This is a genomic window from Ciceribacter sp. RN22, assembly GCF_024054295.1.
Lineage (GTDB): Bacteria > Pseudomonadota > Alphaproteobacteria > Rhizobiales > Rhizobiaceae > Allorhizobium > Allorhizobium lividum.
The window spans coordinates 728462-747011 of the sequence record NZ_JAMXLD010000001.1; the positions used below are offsets into that span (position 1 = coordinate 728462).

The window sequence follows — 18550 nt, forward strand, 5'->3', positions numbered from 1 at the left end:
ACTCGACCGGGACAACGCTAGGATGCATACGTCGTGACGGGCACCCCCCGACGGCCAGATGATTCCGCAACACGATTTCTGTCGAGGAGGAAAAGAATGGCATCGAGTATGCAAGCCGCCGTCGTGCGGGCATTCGGCAAGCCACTGGTGATCGAGGAAATGGCGATACCGGAACCCGGTCCGGGCCAGATTCTCGTCAAGTATCAGGCAACGGGTGTCTGCCACACCGACCTGCACGCGGCGAACGGCGACTGGCCGGTCAAGCCGAATCCGCCGTTCATCCCGGGGCATGAGGGCGTCGGCTATGTCGCCAAGCTCGGCGCCGGCGTCACCCGCATCAAGGAAGGCGACCGCGTCGGTGTGCCGTGGCTGCACACCGCCTGCGGTTGCTGCACGCCATGCCGCACCGGGTGGGAGACGCTCTGCGGCAGCCAGCAGAACACCGGCTATTCGGTCAATGGTACCTTCGCCCAGTATGGTCTTGCCGATCCGGATTTCGTTGGTCGTCTGCCGGACAATCTCGAATTCGGCCCCGCGGCTCCGGTGCTCTGCGCCGGCGTCACCGTCTACAAGGGGCTCAAGGAAACCGAAGTACGTCCCGGCGAATGGGTGGTGATCTCCGGCATCGGCGGCTTGGGCCACATGGCCGTGCAATACGCCAAGGCCATGGGCATGCATGTGGTGGCCGCCGACATCCATGAGGACAAGCTGAAACTCGCCAAGAGCCTCGGCGCCGACATCGTCGTCGACGGAACCGCCAAGGACGCCATCGAACAGGTGCAGAAGGCAACCGGCGGCGTGCATGGCTCGCTCGTCACCGCCGTCTCCCCGAAGGCGATGGAGCAGGCCTACGGCTTCCTTCGCTCCAAGGGCACCATGGCGCTGGTCGGCCTTCCGCCGGGCTTCATCTCGCTGCCGGTCTTCGACACCGTGTTGAAGCGCATCACCGTGCGTGGCTCCATCGTCGGCACCCGCCAGGATCTCGAGGAATCGCTGGTCTTCGCGGGCGAGGGCAAGGTTGCCTCGCACTTCTCCTGGGACAAGCTGGAGAACGTCAACGACATCTTCCACCGCATGGAGGAAGGCAAGATCGACGGCCGCATCGTGCTCGATCTCGACTGAGTCACTGCGCGTACACCGAAACGTGAATGCAAGGGGCGGCTTGGGCCGCTCCTTGCTCTGGCGAGCCGTTCAGAACTTCCTATTTTATGGTGCAGTGCAATATTCAGGTTGCAGGGCACCATGTCGAATTCCAAATGCGAACAGATCTTTGTCTTTCAAGGTGGTGGCGCGCTCGGCGCCTATCAGGCGGGCGCCTACGAGGCGCTGCACGAACATGATATCGACCCTGATTGGGTCGCCGGCATTTCGATCGGTGCCGTCAACGCCGCGCTGATCGCCGGAGCACCGAAGGAACACCGCGTTGAGAATCTCCGGACGTTCTGGGACAAGGTTTCGTCGAACCTGACCTTCGGGTTCGGCCATGACGGCGCTGATGTTCGCCGTATCTCCAACGAGATTTCCGTGATGGCCGGAGCGCTCACCGGCATACCCGGTTTCTTCTCGCCGCGCCTCTATACGCCATACCAGATCCTCTACAATCGCGAGGCCGCCATCAGCTTCTACGACACGGAGCCCTTGCTCAAGACATTGGAGGAACTGGTCGATTTCGACCTTCTGAACAGTTGTCGGACCCGTATCAGTCTCGGTGCGGTCGAGGTCATGTCAGGCAATTTCGCCTATTTCGACAGCCGTCGCCAGACGCTGGATGCCCGGCATATCGCCGCTTCGGGCGCCTTGCCGCCGGGATTCGCACCGGTCGAAATCGACGGCCGTTACTATTGGGATGGCGGTCTCGTCTCCAACACGCCGCTGCAGTATGTCCTGTCCACCAATGGCTCCGAGCGTAACATGGAGATCTTCCAGATCGACCTCTTCAGCGCCCGCGGCGCCATGCCGAAGGATCATTTCGAGGCGGAGAGCCGTATCAAGGAGATCCGCTATTCCAGCCGGACGCGCCTGAACACCGACGATTTCGCCCGCAGGCAGGTCGTCCGCCGCGCCGCCAAGCGGCTCCTCGAAAGACTGCCGCCGGAATTCGCCGATGACGAGGATGCCAGAATTCTGAGGTCCATCGGCGTCGAATACGACGTGACGATCGTGCACCTCATCCACCGCCGGGCGGCCTCTGCCACGCACGCCATGGATGCCGAATTTTCACGGGCTTCGATAACGGAGCATTGGGCAGCGGGTTACGACGACGTCATGCACACGCTCAATCATGACAAGTGGAAAAACCGTGGCCGGCCGCGCGACGGAATCCAGATTTTTGACCTTGCCCACGAACGGCACGGGAAGAGCTGATTCTGCGCCCCGCCGTCCGGTATCGCGCCGGGCAGGGACGCACGGCCCCGGATAGGCAACAAGGAGAACGACCATGACGCTCAAGGGTAAAGTCTGCATCATCACCGGCTCGGCCAGCGGCATCGGCCATGCCATCGCCAAACGCTATGTGGAAGAGGGCGCGAAGGTCGTCATCGCCGATCTGAAGGAAGAGCAGGCTCAGGCGGCGGCCGAGGCCCTGACATCGATGGGCCTGGGCGAAGCATTCGGTATCGCCATGGACGTCACGGACGAGGCGGCGGTCAATGCCGGCGTGGCGAAGACGGTTGCGAAGTGGGGACGGGTCGATGTCCTGGTGTCGAATGCCGGCATCCAGATCGTTCACAGAATAGAGGATTTCCCCTTCGCCGACTGGAAGAAGATGCTGTCGATCCATCTCGACGGAGCTTTCCTGACGACGAAAGCCTGCATCCCGCACATGAAGAGCCAGGGAGGCGGCGCCATCATCTACATGGGGTCAGTGCATTCGCACGAGGCCTCGCCGCTGAAATCGGCCTATGTCACCGCCAAGCACGGATTGCTCGGGCTGGCGCGGGTGGTGGCCAAGGAAGGCGGTTCGTCCGGCATACGAGCCAACGTCATCTGCCCCGGTTTCGTGCGGACGCCGCTGGTCGACAAGCAGATCCCGGAACAGGCGAAGGAACTCGGCATTTCCGAGGACGACGTGATCCGGAAGGTGATGCTCGGCGAAACCGTGGATGGTGAATTCACCACGGTCGAGGACGTCGCGGAGGTCGCGCTGATGTTTGCCGGTTTCGAGACCAATGCGCTGACGGGGCAGTCACTCGTCGTCAGCCATGGCTGGTTCATGAACTGAGCCTGACGGAAGGCCGTCGGGCTCCTCGTGACCACGCCCACTCGCGCGGAGCTTGCCGCGGCTCGCAACGATGCCCGCGGCCAATGCTTCCATGTCTTGCCGGCGCGGGCTCGACCGCCGCCAGACAAGGCCGATCTCGCGCGAGGGGGCCGGGTCGGCGAAGGGAACGATGCGGATCGCGGTGCGCGCCGTTTCCGTATCGACGGCCATTTCCGGAATGAGTGTCATACCCATGTCGTGCGACACCATCTGCAGAAGGGTCGTCATCGAGGTCGCGCCGACATTGACGAGATTTCTTTTGTTCGCGGTCTTGCAGACCGCGAGCGCCTGGTCACGCAGGCAGTGCCCCTCTTCGAGCAGCAGCAGCCGGTTCGGGTCGACCTGCGTTTCGGCGAGCGGCGAGACAAGCACGTCGCTTTCGTTGTCGGCCATCGCGACGAAGAAACGGTCGGTGAAGAGGCTGCGGGTCGCGACATTGTCCGCCTCGACCGGCAGCGCCGCGATCACCGCGTCGAGCCTGCCCTCGGCGAGGTCGCCGAGCAGCCGGTCGGTCACGGCTTCCTTGAGTTCGATTTCGATCAGCGGGTGCTCGCGCCTGAGATACGGCACCATCTGCGGCACCAGATAGGGCGCGACCGTCGGGATGATGCCGATGCGGATCATGCCTTCCAGCATGCCGCCCCTGCGGCGGGCGGCTTCCTCCAGCCGGTCGATGCCGGCGAGCACACCGCGCACGTGCACAAGGATTTCCTCGCCCTTGGCCGTCAGCAGTGTCGCCCCGCGCGTCCGCTCCACCAGCACCACCCCCAGGTGCTTCTCCATCTCCATGATCTGCGCGGAAAGGGCGGGCTGGCTGACATGCACCATCTCAGCCGCGCGGCCGAAGTGCAGGGTGGCGGCGAGTGCTTCGAAGTAGCGCATTTGACGAATGGTAATCATGATAGGACGATCCTATCGTCATCCTCACTAAATACAATTGGAAATTATGAAGCACTTGGCCGATGGTGGCACCAGTTCACTCGTTTTTGCGAAAACAGGAGGCCAAGATGAACGAGCACGTCAAATCAACCGGCAAATGTCCGGTCATGCATGGCGGCAACACCGCCGTGGGCAAATCCGTCATGGAATGGTGGCCGAACGCGCTGAACCTCGACATCCTGCACCAGCACGACAGCAAGACCAATCCGCTCGGTCCGAACTTCAACTATCGCGAGGAACTGAAGAAGCTCGACGTCGAGGCGCTGAAGGCGGACTTGCGCGCGCTGATGCTCGACAGCCAGGAATGGTGGCCGGCCGACTGGGGCTCCTATGTCGGCATGATGGCCCGCGTCACCTGGCACGCCGCCGGCTCCTACCGCATCACCGACGGTCGTGGCGGCGCCAACACCGGCAACCAGCGCTTCGCGCCGCTCAATTCCTGGCCGGACAATGTCAACACCGACAAGGGCCGTCGCCTGCTGTGGCCGATCAAGAAGAAATACGGCAACAAGATCTCCTGGGCCGACCTGATCGCGCTCGCCGGCACGATTGCCTACGACGTCGCCGGCCTGAAGACTTTCGGCTTCGCCTTCGGCCGCGAGGATATCTGGCATCCGGAAAAGGACACCTACTGGGGCGACGAGAAGGAATGGCTGGCGCCGAGCGACGGCCGCTATGGCGACGTGACCAAGCCGGACACGCTGGAGAAACCGCTCGCCGCGGTGCAGATGGGTCTCATCTACGTCAACCCGGAAGGTGTGAACGGCAAGTCCGATCCGCTGGCGACCGCCGCCCAGATGCGCGAGACCTTCGCCCGCATGGGCATGAACGACGAGGAAACCGTGGCGCTCACCGCCGGCGGCCACACGATCGGCAAGTCCCACGGCAATGGTAGTGCCGCCAATCTCAGCCCCGATCCGGAAACTGCAGGACCGGAATTCCAGGGTCTCGGCTGGGTGAACACCAAGGGTCGCGGTATCGGCCGCGATACCGTCGTCTCCGGCATCGAGGGCGCCTGGACCACGCAACCGACGAAGTGGGACAATGGCTACTTCGAGATGCTGTTCAAGCATGAATGGACGCTGACGCACAGCCCGGCCGGGGCCTCCCAGTGGGCGCCGATCACCATTGCCGAGGAGGACAAGCCGGCCGACGTCGAGGATCCCTCGATCCACGTCATGCCGATGATGACCGATGCGGACATGGCGTTGAAGGTCGACCCGATCTACCGTGAGATCTCGCTGAGGTTCAAGGACGACTTCGCCGCTTTCTCGGATGCCTTCGCCCGCGCCTGGTTCAAGCTGACCCACCGCGACGTGGGTCCGAAGTCACGCTATTTCGGCCCGGATGTTCCGGTCGAAGACCTGATCTGGCAGGATCCGATCCCGACCGGCCGCACGGACTACGACGTCGTCGCGGTCAAGGCCAAGATCATCGACAGCGGCCTCACCATCGCCGAAATGGTCACCACCGCCTGGGATAGCGCCCGCACCTTCCGCGGTTCCGACAAGCGCGGCGGCGCCAACGGTGCCCGCATTCGCCTCGCCCCGCAGAAGGACTGGGAAGGCAACGAGCCCGCCCGCCTCGCCAGGGTTCTGTCGGTTCTCGAAGGCATCGCTTCGGAAACCGGCGCAAGTCTTGCCGACGTCATCGTTCTCGCCGGCAATGTCGGTGTCGAACTGGCGGCAAAGGCCGCGGGCTTCGATGTCGAGGTCCCCTTCGCGCCCGGCCGTGGCGACGCCACCGCCGAGCAGACCGACGCGGACAGCTTTGCCGTGCTCGAACCGCTCGCCGACGGCTTCCGCAACTGGCAGAAGAAGGACTATGTCGTCAGCCCCGAGGAAATGCTGCTCGACCGCGCCCAGTTGATGGGGCTCACCGCTCCGGAAATGACCGTGCTCATCGGCGGCATGCGCGTGCTGGGCACCAACTACGGCGGCACGGCGCACGGTGTGTTCACCGACCGTGTCGGCGCGCTGACCAACGACTTCTTCGCCACCCTCACGGACATGGCCTATTCCTGGGTCCCGACCGACAGCAACAGCTATGCCATCCGCGAGCGCAAGAGCGGTGCGACCAAGTATACGGCGAGCCGTGTGGATCTCGTCCTCGGCTCGAACTCGATCCTGCGTGCCTATGCGGAGGTCTACGCCCAGGACGACAACAAGGAAAAGTTCGTGAAGGACTTCGTTGCCGCCTGGGTGAAGGTGATGAACGCCGATCGGTTCGACATCGCCTGATGGAAGCATCCCGTGCGCGGCCCGCCGCCAGGGGCGCGCACGGGCAGCCGGCCCGAGGAGAGCGGTGGCCCCCCGCCGCACTCGGGTGCCGGCCGGAAACGGGAACAGCCGGGGCTCGCCCCGGCTGTTCCCGTTCTGCCGTCGATGTCCGTCTATATATGTCTGCGCTTACCAGCCGGGGATCATGTGGCCGGCACGCAGCCGCGGATAGTATCGCGGATAGGTTTTCACGTCGCCGTCGAGATCGTCGTCGACTGCCGACGGCGTGATGTTGTCGAGGCAGGCGGTGATGTGGTCGGTGATCGCGTTCATCAGCGAGGTCGAAAGCCCCGGCCGCTTCATCAGGCCGATCTGCACCGGCGGCAGCGGCGGAAAACCATCAGCCTGCGTCAGCACCTTCATGCCGGTGCGCAAGGCCGATTCCGGCAGGACCGAGACCGCCATGCCGGCAAGCACGGCGGCAGCCACCACGGTCGAGGACCAGCTCGTGAACAGGATCTGGTAGTCGCGGCCATCGGCGTCGAGCGCCGAGCAGGCGAGCTGGCGCCAGTTGCAGTCGCGCCGCCCGACGGCGAGCGGCACCGGCGCGTCGTCGCGCAGCGGATGGTTCGCCGAGGCGACCCAGCAGAGCGGTTCCGTGCGCACCACGTCCGAGCTGCGTGCGCGCGGATTGTGGGTGACAAGCGCAATGTCGAGTTCGCCGCGGGCCATCTTTTCGGCGAGGTCCACCGAGGGTTCGCAGACGATGTAAAGCTCGACGTTCGGATGCGTCTTGGCGAAGCGGCCGATGATCTCCGGCATGTAGCGGTCGGCATAGTCGTCCGGCGTGCCGATCCTCAGCGTACCCTCGAGCCGGTTGTCGTCGAAGGCGGCGATCGCCTCCGAATTCAGCCGGATGATCCGCCGTGCGTAATTGAGGAGCTTTTCCCCTTCCGCCGTAAGCCGGTTGCCGCGGCCGTCCTTCATAAAGAGCTGCTTGCCGATGCGTTCCTCGAGCCGCCGCATTTGCATGGAGACGGCCGACTGGGTCTTGAAGACACGCGCCGCGGCCTTCGTGAAGCTTCCGGTGTCCACGATCGCGATGAAGGTCTGGAGCTGGTCGATATCGAGCGGAGCTGACATGGGGGAAATTCCATCAGATGGATTGATGATAACTATTAGAAACATTCGTTGGACTGATCAATAGCTTTTCAGCATCATCGTCCTGCAAATCAACCGGGGCCGACGACATCGGCTCCCCCCAACCTCCATACCCCGCTGGTCGGCTCTACCCTTCTCCGGGTACGAGCCCGCCTCTATTCGTGCCGAAATCGAAAGGACTTTGTCGCCATGAGCACGACCGAACGGATGACAGAACTCGATCTTGCAGTCTCCCGGCCGACGCCTGCCGCGCGTCTCGCCGCAACCTGGCAAGCGATGAAATCCGTTCTGCGCGCGCTGCGGAACCGACGAGCCGCAAACCGCCTTGCCGACCTCGACGATGCGCTGCTGCGCGACATCGGGCTTTCCCGTGCCGACGTCGAGAGCATTCTTCGGACCTCCGGCATTGCGGACGATCCTTCGCGTCTCCTCGCCCGCACCGCGCGCAATCGCGCCACCCGTTCGTTGCAGCCGGTGAAGTCCGAATGACCCTCTCCCAATCCCCGCAGGGTGACTGCCAATAACCCTGCCGACTTGCCCGGTGACTCTCCCAGTCCCGGGCTTTTTTTTATGCATTGGGATCTTCGCGCCCGGCCTCCCACAGGTTTTCCGTTCGCGGTAAGAGATTTCTAACTTCCGCACGAGATTCTCTTTCGCATTGCCAGCGGACCCGGGTTCTCCGGGCACGGTCACGGAGCCTTTTCAAATGCGGATTTCCAGGAAGCTTCCTCTCGCGGCGGCGGTCTTCACCATCGTCGCCATCAGCGCATCGGTCGCCTTGACGCTCTTTCTCGAAAGCCGTGCGCTGCGCCAGCAGGTCTACCAGATGCTGGAAGCGACGGCCGACGGAAGGCGCAACGAAGCGAAGGGCTATCTCGAAAGCGTAAGCCTCGATATCGCGGCGATCGCCTCGAACGTCACCACCCAGCAGGCGCTTTACGGCTTCACCGGAGCATGGAAATTCCTGGGCGAGGACCCGGCCGCCGAGCTCCACCGCCGTTATATCGACGAGAACCCGAACCCCGTCGGCGAGAAATACAAGCTCGACAGTGCCAAGAAGGATGCGTTTGACCGCGCCCACAAGCAGTACCAGGCCTATTATCTCAACCATCTGCAGGCGCAGGGTTATGACGACATCCTGATGATCGATCTCGACGGCAACGTCGTCCATTCGGTCCAGAAGGAGAAGGACTACGGCACCAACCTGACGAAGGGACCCTACAAGGATACCGGCCTGGCGGAAGTCTTTTCGAAGATCGTCGCCGCCAAGGATCCGAACGCCGTCGCCATGTCCGGCTTTGCCGCCTATGCGCCCTCGAACGGCGCTCCTGCCTCCTTCCTTGCCGTTCCGATCACCATGAATGGCCGCACGATCGGCGTCATCGCCTACCGCCTGCCGAATCACCGCTTGGATACCCTCTTCGCCAACCGCAAGGGTCTCGGCGAGACCGGCGAAACCGTTCTGGTGGACTCCGCCGGCGCATTGCTGAACGACAGTGTGCTGACGCCTGAGAAGGACATCCTTTCCGTGAAGGTCGACACGGCGATGCTGCCGGTGGTCATGGAAGGCCGGGACGCCTTCGGCACCGTCTCCGGCTATCGCGACATGACCAGCCTTGCCGCCGGCGTGCCGCTCGAATTCGCCGGCACCCGCTGGGCGGTCTTCGCTCTCATCGGCGAGGATGAAGTCGCGGCGAACCTCCGCGACACGGCACTGGTTTCCGTGCTGTTCGGCGCCCCGATCGTGCTGCTCGGCATCGTGATCGCCGTCCTCTATTCGCGTTCCCTGACCCGCCCGATCACCCGCCTCGTCAGGTCCATGGGCGAGCTTGCAAGCGGCAACACGGCGATCACGCTCGAAGGGGAGGAGCGGCAGGACGAGATCGGCGAAATGGTCCGCTCGGTCGCAGTCTTCCGTCAGGCGGCGCTCGAGAAGCGGACGCTCGAAAGCGACGCCGAGACCCGCCGGCTCGCCGACGAGAAGGAGCGCCGGGACCGCGACGCCGAACGTGCCGCCGAGCAGGCGCGCATGACCGAAGCTGTCGAAATCCTCGGCAATGCACTGCAACGGCTGGCGAGCGGCGACCTCACCGCGACGATCGACAAGCCGTTTGCGAGTGGGCTCGACCGCCTGCGTGTCGACTTCAACGCCTCGCTCGAACGCCTGTCGCGGACGATTTCCGCCGTCCACTCCAATGTTCACGAGATCAACGCCAAGAGCGTCAAGGTGCGGGCTTCGACGGAGGATCTGTCGCGCCGCACCGAGGAACAGGCGGCAGCGCTCGAAGAAACCACCAATTCGATCCGCCAGATCATGGAGGCGATCCGCCAGTCCTCAGAGCGCGCCGAGACCGCGTCCCGGCTTGCCGGGACGGCCCGCAACAATTCCGACCGTTCGGCGGGGATCGTCGGCGAGGCGGTGAACGCGATGGCGCGCATCGAGAGCGCCTCGTCGGAAATCTCGAAGATCATCAACGTCATCGACGAGATCGCCTTCCAGACCAACCTGCTCGCGCTCAATGCCGGTGTCGAGGCGGCGCGCGCGGGCGAAGCCGGCAAGGGTTTTGCCGTCGTCGCGCAGGAAGTCCGTGAACTTGCCCAGCGTTCCGCCCAGGCGGCCCGCGAGATCAAGGCGCTCATCATCAAGTCCGGTGACGAAGTCGCAAGCGGCGTCGGGCTCGTCAAGGAAAGCGGCGACCTGCTGTCCTCGATCGCCGGCCAGGTGGTCGAGATCAACGACCACATTCACTCGATCGCCACTGCGGCGCGGCAGCAGTCGGAGGGACTGAAGGAGATCAATTCGGCCGTCGCGCGGATGGAGGACGTCACCCATCAGAACGCCCGCGCCGCCGAGCAGACCGACCGCGAGATGACCACGCTCTCGAACGACACCCAGACGCTTTCCGATGTCGTCGGGCAGTTCAACGTCGACCGGAGCCTCGCGCCGCAGGGCGCGACCGGCCTCAGGCAGGCTGCGAGTACCGGCCCTGCCGAGCCGCGGGTCTTCCAGGCGCCGTCGCCGCGTCCGCGCGTGACACCGGCCAGCCAGACCTCCCGTCCCGTCAGTTCGCCGGCCCGTGCGCTTCTTGGAAAGATCACCAACCGGCTGAACGTGAAAACCGGCGCTTCCGGCGCCGAGGCTTCCAGTGGCGGGGACTGGGAAGAATTCTGAGACCGGCGTGGCGGCTTCCGCCGCCTATGCCTGAATCGGGACGAAAGGATCAGCCTTTGCCGCTCGGCACCACATCGCCTTGCGGCGCCGGCTCCCCTTGCGGGGTCTCATGCGTCTGGCCGAGATAGCTGTCGAAGATCTGCTCCATGCTCTTCTGGTAGCTCTTCTGCACTTCGAGCCCGCTGTCGAACATGGCGTTCACCATCGTCGTGAACTGCTCGGTCGCCTGACCCTTCGGCTTTTCGGCAGGCTTGGCGGCCTCGCCCTGTGGCGTCGGAGCCGGCCCGGCATAACCCGCCATCATCTCCTGGAAAGCCTTGGTGAAAGGATTGTCGAAGAAGGGGTTGGCGGTCGGTGCGGGTTGCGGCTGGGCGGGCTTGACGCCGAACATCGTCTGCATCGCCTGCGTGAACGGATTGTCGAAGAGGTTCGGCTCCTTCGGTTTGGCCTTCGGTGCGAAGCCCATGCCTTCGAGCCACTGCCGGGTCATCGCTCCCATCGGCGAGTTGGCGAAGGCCGTGGCGTCGAACTGGCCGGTGGTCTGCTTGGAAAGCCCGCCCATGATCGTGTCGGCCATCACCGGCATCATCTTCTTGAAGATGTCCTGGCTGATGCCGGTGAACTGCGCCGCCTGGGCGGCGATTGCGCGCGAAACCTCCTTTGAGCCGAAGAGCTGTTCGAGCACGGTGTTGCCGTCGGCGATGCCCTGCGGCGTAAACGCCGCGGTCATGTCCTCGAAGTATTTCGCATAGTTCCCGGATGCCATCGCGCTGAGGAGCGCCGTCATGTCGTAGGGATTGGTGGTGTTGCGCTTGAAGCCGGAGGAAAAGGCCGGCATCAGCGCCGCCACCGCCTGCGCAGCCTGCTCCTGCGCGAGGTTGAACTGTCTGGCCACCGCTTCCATGGCCGTCCCGTTCTGCGCCTGCAACATCATCTCGAACAGTGGTAGCATGGATGGCGGCCCTCCGGTTGCATGCAGCGCGTCGTTCCCGCACTATAACCGGAAAAAGCCGAGCGCAAACCGCTTTTTAGCGGCGCCCGGCCGGGTGGGGCGGGGTGCGGCCGATGGTGCCTGCCTCAGTACTGGTAGTCCTCGAAGACGTGGTCGATATCCCGGTTCCACCGACCGTCGTAGAGTGCCAGCATGTCCTCGGCGAGCGTCGTCTTCTTGGCGAGGATTTCATCGAGCGATGCGAGGAAGACGCTCTCGTCCTGGCCTTCGCTGTTGAGGCGCGCACGCGCCTTGAGGCCCGCGCGCGAGAGATCGACGACCTGCCGTGCGACGTCGAGCACGCTACGGCCGGCAACTTCGGCGGCCAGCGCCTTGGCCGGCACCGCGTCGCGCATGGCGATGACGTCGGCATGGGTCCAGTTACGGGTGAGGTCGTCTGCCGCGGCAAGGCTCGCATCGTCGTAGAGGAGGCCGACCCAGAAGGCAGGCAGTGCGCAGATTCGCCGCCACGGCCCGCCGTCGGCGCCACGCATCTCGAGGAAGCGCTTCAGACGGACATCGGGGAAGAGCGTCGAGAGGTGGTTGGTCCAGTCGCCGAGCGTCGGCTCCCAATCGGCGATTTCGCCCTTCAGCGCGCCGGCCATGAACTGGCGGAAGGTGACGTGGGTGCAGTCGTGGTAACGCCCGTCGCGGACGACGAAATACATCGGAACGTCGAGTGCCCATTCGACATAATCGGCAAAGCCGAAAGTCTCGTTGAAGGCGAAGGGCAGGGCGCCGGCACGTGCATTGTCCGTATCCCGCCAGATGTCGCCGCGCCAGGAGAGCAGCCCGTTCGGCTTGCCGTCGGTAAACGGCGATGAGGCGAAGAGGGCGGTCGCGACCGACTGCAGCTTCATTGACACGCGCATCTTCCGGCGCATGTCTTCTTCGGACGAGAAGTCGAGGTTCACCTGGATGGTGCAGGTCCGGTACATCATGTCCAGTCCCTGGCTGCCCACCTTCGGCATGTAGCGCGTCATGATCTCGTAGCGCGATTTCGGCATGCGCGGCGTTTCGGCAAGCGTCCATTTCGGGCTGCCGCCCATGCCGAGAAAACGGATGCCCATCGGCTCGGCGACGTCGCGCAGCACCGAAAGATGCTGGTTCGATTCCCGGCAGGTCTCGTGAAGCGTTTCGAGCGCGCCGCCGGAGAGTTCGAACTGCCCGCCCGGCTCGATGGAGATCGCGCCTTCACCGTCGCCGCCGGCAAGTCCGATGATGTTCTCCCCGTCCATGATCGGTTCCCAGCCGAGCTTCTGCTGCATGCCGTTGAGCAGCGCCGAAATGCTCGCTTCGCCGGAATAGGGGACCGGGCTGTTGTCCGCCCGGAAGAAGGCGAACTTCTCGTGCTCCGTTCCGATCCGGAAAGCCTCCCGCGGCTTGCAGCCGTCTGCGAGATAGGCGACCATTTCGTCGACCGACGTGAGCGGAGTGTGATCGGTGGTGTCGCGGGCCATGCAGTGAACCTTGTTGGCGAGGTCGGCCCAAGGAGCGGACCATCGCGTGAATGGACCGGAATGAAGCCGGTGCGCAAGTGAAATTCTCTCAAGCCTTCGTCAAAAAAATCGGAAGCTTGCGGCAGGTCAAGCCCGTCTCGTCAACGCCAGTCGCCGACGGTTGCCTGCACGACAGCAAGCGCCGCGACCGCGGCGGTATCGGCGCGAAGGATGCGCGGCCCGAGCGGGATCGCAGTGACGAAATCGAGGTCGCGCAGCAGGGTTCGTTCCTCCTCCGAAAAACCACCCTCCGGCCCGACGAGCAGGGCGAGCGAGCGCTCGCGGATACCCTGAAGGGCGGCGAGCGGGTTTTGTGTCGCGCTATCCTCGTCGCAGAAGATGATCCGCCGCGTCGCGGGCCAGCGTTCCAGCAGGTCCTTCAGCCGCTTCGGCGCCTCGACCGTCGGGATCGAAAGGACGCCGCACTGTTCGGCGGCCTCGACGGCGTTCGCCTGCAGGCGGTCGAGATTGGTGATCTTGCCCTGGACGTGCTGGGTCATCGCCGGCTGCAGGAGCCCCGCACCCATTTCGACGGCCTTCTGCACGAGGTAGTCCATGCGCCCGACCTTCAGGGGCGCAAAGAGAAAATGCAGGTCGCAGGGCTCGGGCTGCGGGCGCGTCTGTTCCGCCGCGGTCATGACGATGCGCTTGCGCGTCGGGAAGGCGAGGGTCGCCTTCCATTCGCCGTCGCGGCCGTTGAAGAGGAGGAGTTCGGAGCCTTCCGCCATCCGGAGCACGTTGGCGAGATAGTTGAACTGCTCCGGGCTGGCCTCGACCGTCGCGCCGGCAGAAAGCCCCGCGGCGACGAAAAGCCTCTGCATCCGGTAGTTGGCGCGCATGGGTTCCCCGTCTTCCCCTCGTTACACGAAGAGCTGGAACATAACCCAGTAGATCAGCGCCGCAAGCCCCGCAGCCGCCGGGACGGTGATGATCCACGCGGCGACGATCGTCATGAAGTGCGAGCGCCGGACGAGATAGCGGCGACGCATTTCGTCTGAGTTGCGGTCGGTGGCTTCCTCGACGACCCAGCGGTCCGACTTGGCGCGGATGTAGTCCACGCGCCGCTTGGAGTTGCGGGTATACCATTCGCGGAAGAAGCCGACCCCGAAGACCGCACCGACGGCGATGTGCGTCGAACTGACCGGCAGACCCAGCCAGGAGGCGACGATGACCGTGACGGCAGCCGACAGCGAAACGCAATAGGCCCGCATCGGGTTGAGCTTGGTGATTTGCTCGCCGACGAGGCGGATGAGTTTCGGGCCGAAGAGGAAGAGGCCGAGCGAGATGCCGGTCGCGCCGATCACCATCACCCAGATCGGAATCTCGACCTTGGCGGCGATCTCGTGCGCGCGGATGGCGTGAACGATTGCAGAGAGCGGACCGATCGCATTCGCCACGTCGTTCGCACCGTGGGCGAAGGAAAGGAGTGCTGCCGCGAAGATGAGCGGCAGGCGGAAGAGCTTGCGGAGCGACTGGTTGCGGTTTTCGAGCCCGACGGACTGCCGCCGGATGAGCGGCACGCTGAGCGCCCAGCCGATCGCCCCCGTCACAACGCCGACCAGCACGGCGGCGGTAAGGCTGACATGCATCAGCTGCTTCAGCCCCTTCAGCGCCAGATAGGTGCAGAAGGTTCCGATCATCAGCGCGATCAGGATCGGCACCCAGCGTCGGGCGGCCGCGATCTTGTCGTGCCGGTAGATGATGAATTCCTTGATGAAGGCGAGGAACAGGGCGGCGATGACACCGCCGAGCAGCGGCGAGATCACCCAGCTTGCGGCGATCCCGATCATCGATTCCCAGTTGACCGCACCGACCCCGGCAGCGGCAATTCCCGAACCCATCACCCCGCCGACCACGGCATGGGTCGTCGAGACCGGCGCGCCGATCCAGGTGGCGAGATTGACCCAGAGCGCCGAAGAGAGCAGAGCGGCCATCATCGCCCAGACGAAGACTTCGGCGTTCGGCACCTGTGCCGGATCGACGATCCCTTTGGAGATGGTCGAAACCACGTCGCCGCCGGCAATCAGGGCGCCGGCGGATTCGAAGATCACCGCGATGACGAGCGCCGTCGTCATCGTCATCGCCCGCGATCCGACCGCCGGGCCGACATTGTTGGTGACGTCGTTGGCGCCGATGTTCATCGCCATGTAGGCACCGATCGCGGCCGCCGCGATGACCATGACGGCGCCCGGCTGGTTGATCACATAGGCGCCGGCGAAAATCATCGTCGTCACCAGGAAGATCAGGCCGATGCCGACCGGCGCGTAGCCGCGGGAGATGTGCTGGGCTGCCTCCTCGACATAGGCGAATTTGTCGAGATCCTTGTCTAGGGTGGGCTTGACGAGGCTGGGCGGCGACTTGGCCATGACGATACTGCCTTCCTGAGGGGCAACCCCCGAGGGCCGCCCTTCCACGAAATCCTGTAGATGACGACGAAACGCTGCTGTGACCGTCCGGTTCTGCGCGATGTTCCGAATTCGCCCTTTGCCCTAGTGGCAAAGCGGCGCAGGCGCAATATGACAGTTTTATGACAGCTCGATTTTACGAGCCTTCGACAGGATTCTTGGGCTTGGCGAGTGCACCGGCCGTCTTTTCGGCGAACGCGTGCAGCAACACCTTCAGTTCCGGCTCGCGGACCCGGGCGGCTGCTTCCTCGGGGCTCACCCATTCCAGCCGGCGCATCCCCTTCTCCGGGAAGTCCTTGGTCATTTCCTTGACCTCGAGCGCGTGCACCTGAACCCGGCACGCGACCTTGAGGCCCCCTTCCATGCCCTTGGCATAGCCGTAATAGCCGATCGGCTCGCGGGAGACCTTGCCCCGCACGCCGGCCTCTTCCCAAGCCTCGCGCTCGGCCACGGTATGGGACTTCTTGCCGGCCATCGGCCAGCCTTTCGGGATCACCCATCGGCCGGTGTCGCGGCTCGTCAGCAGAAGGATCTCGATGCCCCCCTGCTTCTTGCGCGGACGGTAGCACAGGGCGGCATATTGCTGGCGCGGCGGCCGCCGCAACATCAACTGCACGTCCGAGGCTATCCGGCTCATGATCGTCAATTCCCGCTGTCTCCCGTCTTCGAAGCTTACGCTCTGGTTGTGTTCGTTCGGTGACCTCTCCGGATTCACACGGCGAATCAGTCAAACGACCGTTTAACCGTCGATGTTGGATCAACGGCACGTCAGGTCAAGTGTTCCGCTTGTCCACTTTTGGGCTATGCGCCGATCGTGTGCCGCCCGATCTCCTGCCAGTAGTGGAGCCCTTCGATGACGCCGTCGGCCCGGGCGCGATCCGCGAGATAGACGTCGTCGCGTTCCTCAGCGAGCCGGCGCAGTACGGTGTGCCCATTCGAGGGAACGATGCCGCGCACGCCGTCGAGAAGGAACATGCCGAGGTCGTTGCCGGTGTCGCCGGCGACGACCGCCTCATGCAGGCCGATGCCGAGCTCTTCGCAAAGCCAGGTCAGCGCCTTGCCCTTGTCGGCATTGCCCGGCAGCACGTCGAGGTCGCGTCCGCTCGAATAGACGAGCTTCACCGACAGGCCCTCGGCGCGCAGTTCTTCTTCCAGTGCCTCGATGCGTTCGAGCGGGGCATCGTGGAAATACCAGCTGGACTTGTGCATGTGCTGATAGCGTTCCGGTTGACGCCTGATGCCGGGCAGGGACTGCAGCCGCTCCGCGATCCGGAGCGGGTCATAGTCGCGGTCGAGCGAAGCGGCATAGGCCGCCGCGATGTCCGGCACTGTCGCGGCGTGCATCATCGTGCCGACGCCGCCGATGAGGTAATCGGCCTCCGGCAAGCCCTCCTCGGCGATGAAAGCCAATATGTCTTCGATCAGACGCCCGCTGTTGTAGACAAGCAGCGGGCGGCTGTCAGGATCGAGGCTCGCCCAGTAGTCGGCGAACCGCCGGGAGGCGTCACGATCTCCCGCGAGCGTGCCGTCGAGGTCGGAGGAGAAAATCCGCGCTGGGTTCAGTCGCCGTCGTTCCATGGTTCATCCCAGTCCGCGTCATCGAGCGCCTGCGCCACCGGACGGCCTTCGACAAGCGCCACGAGCTGTTGGGCGATCCCGGTCCAGGTGAAGAGGCTGCGGGCCTTGTGGGCGCCCATGCGCGACAAACGACCATAGAGGCGCGGATGCTTCAACGGTTTCATCATCGTGATGCCGAGATCCTCCTTGTCGAAGGGATCGGCAAACAGCGCGTGCCGGCCATAGCTGACCGCACGGAAGAGGCCGCCGTGAACGGTGACCACGGTCGGCGTGCCGCTGGCCATGGCCTCGATCGCCGTCATGCCGAATGGCTCGTAGCGGCTCGACAGCACGAAAAGGTCGGCTGCGCGGTAATGATCCGGCAACTCCTCGTCGGGGATGAAGCCGGAGAAATCCACGCGGTCGGAGAGTCCCAGTGCTTCCACCTGCTCATGCAATTGCTTGAGAAGGGCGCTTTCCTGGGCGTCGAGATTTTCGCCACCGAGCGCCAGCCGAAGCCGTGCGTCGGGAATGCGGCTCGCGAGCACCGAAAAGCCGTCGATGAGAAGGTCGTAGCCCTTGTTGGTGGCAAGCCGCCCGAGGGCCAGCACCACGTGATCGGAAAAGCCGAGCCGCTGCCGGATCATCTGACGCGACGCCTGTGAGACCGGGAAGAACCGGTTGTCGTCGTAGCCGGGCGGGATCATGTGGACGCGGCTGCGCGCGAGCCCGTAATCGTCGAGCAGCATGTCGAGCTGGATCGGTGTGGTGGCGATCACCAGCTGGCAGCTGCGGTAGATGATCAGCTCGTGCTGGATGCGTTCGCGGAAATTGAACTCTTCCTCGAACTTGTCGGCGCGCTCGGGATAATCCGTCTCCATCTGACGCTTCTTCCACATGCCGAGCGAATGCGGCGTGTGGATGTGCGGGATCGAGAGCGCCTCGGAAAGCCGCTGGCCGGCGACGCCGCCGTCCCAGTAGTGGCTGTTGACGAAGAGATAGGAAAGGTTCTCGTTCTTGATGAAGCGGAGAGCCTTCTCGCCCCACTCCGCCAGGTGCCGGTGCAGGTACTCCTTCGGGATGAAATCCGGTCCGCCACAGGGAATGCGGATCACTCGCACATTGTCGTCGACGATGTCGACCGGCGGCTGGTCCTCGAAGAGTCGGGTGTAAATGTCGACCTTGTGCCCGAGCTGGCCGAGCTTCTTGGCCAGCTCGAGGACGTAGACCACTTGCCCACCGGTATCGGCGGCGCCGAGTGGCGGATGGGCGGCGACGTAACCGTGAGTAGAGACGAGCGCGATCCGCGGCGTTTCGACCAGTTCGTTGATTGTATTCGTCATCCTTG

Annotated in this window: 15 protein-coding genes; 6 read left to right on the forward strand and 9 right to left on the reverse strand. The window is 64.0% G+C overall.

The features are described from left to right. Positions 1 to 96 precede the first annotated feature (96 nt). The 3 genes from adhP (at position 97) to NHF53_RS03595 (ending at position 3220) form a co-directional block, all read left to right on the forward strand. The gene (gene adhP / locus NHF53_RS03585; RefSeq protein WP_252833132.1) at positions 97 to 1122 is read left to right on the forward strand and encodes an alcohol dehydrogenase AdhP; all 1026 of its coding nucleotides are present in this window, start codon (positions 97 to 99) and stop codon (positions 1120 to 1122) included. Between the two features lie 120 nt (positions 1123 to 1242). Further along, complete coding sequence (locus NHF53_RS03590; RefSeq protein ID WP_252833133.1) at positions 1243 to 2364, forward strand: patatin-like phospholipase family protein; 1122 nt, start codon at positions 1243 to 1245, stop codon at positions 2362 to 2364. A 73-nt stretch (positions 2365 to 2437) separates the two neighbouring features. After that, the gene (locus NHF53_RS03595; RefSeq protein WP_252833134.1) at positions 2438 to 3220 is read left to right on the forward strand and encodes a 3-hydroxybutyrate dehydrogenase; all 783 of its coding nucleotides are present in this window, start codon (positions 2438 to 2440) and stop codon (positions 3218 to 3220) included. Here NHF53_RS03595 and NHF53_RS03600 read toward each other — a convergent pair. Continuing rightward, on the reverse strand, positions 3185 to 4159 hold the full coding sequence (locus NHF53_RS03600; RefSeq protein WP_252833135.1) for a hydrogen peroxide-inducible genes activator: 975 nt from the start codon (positions 4157 to 4159) through the stop codon (positions 3185 to 3187). The genes NHF53_RS03595 and NHF53_RS03600 overlap by 36 nt on opposite strands. A 107-nt stretch (positions 4160 to 4266) precedes the next feature. Between NHF53_RS03600 and katG the strand changes: the two genes are divergently transcribed. Then, the gene (gene katG, locus NHF53_RS03605; RefSeq protein ID WP_252833136.1) at positions 4267 to 6438 is read left to right on the forward strand and encodes a catalase/peroxidase HPI; all 2172 of its coding nucleotides are present in this window, start codon (positions 4267 to 4269) and stop codon (positions 6436 to 6438) included. Between the two features lie 168 nt (positions 6439 to 6606). Here katG and NHF53_RS03610 read toward each other — a convergent pair whose 3' ends face one another. Next, positions 6607 to 7560: a LysR substrate-binding domain-containing protein gene (locus NHF53_RS03610; RefSeq protein WP_112689173.1), complete on the reverse strand. Its 954-nt coding sequence runs from the start codon at positions 7558 to 7560 to the stop codon at positions 6607 to 6609. A 207-nt stretch (positions 7561 to 7767) separates the two neighbouring features. Between NHF53_RS03610 and NHF53_RS03615 the strand changes: the two genes are divergently transcribed. Both NHF53_RS03615 and NHF53_RS03620 read left to right on the forward strand, forming a co-directional pair. After that, positions 7768 to 8067, forward strand: a complete 300-nt coding sequence (locus tag NHF53_RS03615) for a DUF1127 domain-containing protein (protein ID WP_252833137.1) — start codon at positions 7768 to 7770, stop codon at positions 8065 to 8067. A 217-nt stretch (positions 8068 to 8284) separates the two neighbouring features. Continuing rightward, positions 8285 to 10750 carry a methyl-accepting chemotaxis protein gene (locus NHF53_RS03620; protein WP_252833138.1) on the forward strand — a complete coding sequence of 822 codons (2466 nt, stop codon included), beginning with the start codon at positions 8285 to 8287 and terminating at the stop codon, positions 10748 to 10750. 49 nt (positions 10751 to 10799) lie between these two features. Here NHF53_RS03620 and NHF53_RS03625 read toward each other — a convergent pair whose 3' ends face one another. The 7 genes from NHF53_RS03625 to NHF53_RS03655 form a co-directional block, all read right to left on the reverse strand. Further along, on the reverse strand, positions 10800 to 11702 hold the full coding sequence (locus tag NHF53_RS03625) for a DUF937 domain-containing protein (protein ID WP_252833139.1): 903 nt from the start codon (positions 11700 to 11702) through the stop codon (positions 10800 to 10802). A gap of 125 nt (positions 11703 to 11827) precedes the next feature. Beyond that, positions 11828 to 13201 (reverse strand): glutamate--cysteine ligase, encoded by a 1374-nt coding sequence (locus NHF53_RS03630; protein WP_252833140.1) that lies wholly within the window; start codon positions 13199 to 13201, stop codon positions 11828 to 11830. A 140-nt stretch (positions 13202 to 13341) separates the two neighbouring features. Continuing rightward, positions 13342 to 14079: a 16S rRNA (uracil(1498)-N(3))-methyltransferase gene (locus NHF53_RS03635; protein ID WP_252833141.1), complete on the reverse strand. Its 738-nt coding sequence runs from the start codon at positions 14077 to 14079 to the stop codon at positions 13342 to 13344. Between the two features lie 21 nt (positions 14080 to 14100). Continuing rightward, complete coding sequence (locus NHF53_RS03640) at positions 14101 to 15606, reverse strand: inorganic phosphate transporter (RefSeq protein WP_252833142.1); 1506 nt, start codon at positions 15604 to 15606, stop codon at positions 14101 to 14103. 175 nt (positions 15607 to 15781) lie between these two features. Then, positions 15782 to 16282: an NUDIX hydrolase gene (locus tag NHF53_RS03645; protein WP_374591000.1), complete on the reverse strand. Its 501-nt coding sequence runs from the start codon at positions 16280 to 16282 to the stop codon at positions 15782 to 15784. Positions 16283 to 16446: 164 nt separating this feature from the next. Continuing rightward, entirely contained in the window at positions 16447 to 17223 is a 777-nt protein-coding gene (locus NHF53_RS03650) for an HAD-IIB family hydrolase (RefSeq protein WP_252833143.1), read from the reverse strand. Then, a complete protein-coding gene (locus tag NHF53_RS03655) occupies positions 17205 to 18545 on the reverse strand; it encodes a glycosyltransferase family 1 protein (RefSeq protein ID WP_114362607.1) in 1341 nt (446 codons plus the stop codon). The genes NHF53_RS03650 and NHF53_RS03655 overlap by 19 nt, the downstream gene beginning before the upstream one ends. Between the last annotated feature and the right edge of the window lie 5 nt (positions 18546 to 18550).